This is a genomic window from Brachyspira catarrhinii, assembly GCF_005518285.1.
Classification (GTDB): domain Bacteria; phylum Spirochaetota; class Brachyspiria; order Brachyspirales; family Brachyspiraceae; genus Brachyspira; species Brachyspira catarrhinii.
This window is the reverse complement of record NZ_SJDU01000810.1, coordinates 1-397: the sequence shown is the minus strand read 5'-3', so window position 1 is coordinate 397 and position 397 is coordinate 1. Positions and strand designations below refer to the sequence as shown.

At 38.5% G+C, this 397-nt stretch carries 1 pseudogene; it reads left to right on the top strand.

Going from position 1 to position 397, the window contains the following annotated elements:
• Positions 1-397, top strand: a pseudogene (locus EZH24_RS13540) (variable surface family protein); the annotation flags it as partial.

Here is a 397-nt window from a genome sequence, read left to right as displayed (position 1 = left end):
TGAAAAAATTACTCATAATACTATTATTCATTCTAATTCCTTTAAACCTATTCGGGTTCTATGGAGACGGAAGCGGTAGAAGTTTTATAGACTTCTTTATGGATAAAGACCAATTGAGAGCGAGAACCGACCAGATAGGTTTTCTATACGGAACGGAATATCTCAGAGTAGCTTTCGGAGTTACGGGAAATACTACGGGCGTCATACTTGATAATTGGACGAACGACTCGCAAACCAATAGAAAGCTCAACGATTATTTTCGTCCTTCCGTTGCTTTAGCCGTAGGTTATAAATCGGATTTAATAAGCGTAGGCGGGGCATATCAATTTAAGTATGTTGACTCCAATTATATGGTTCATACTCCCGTCCTTATGCTTACCGCTATGGATAATACTTT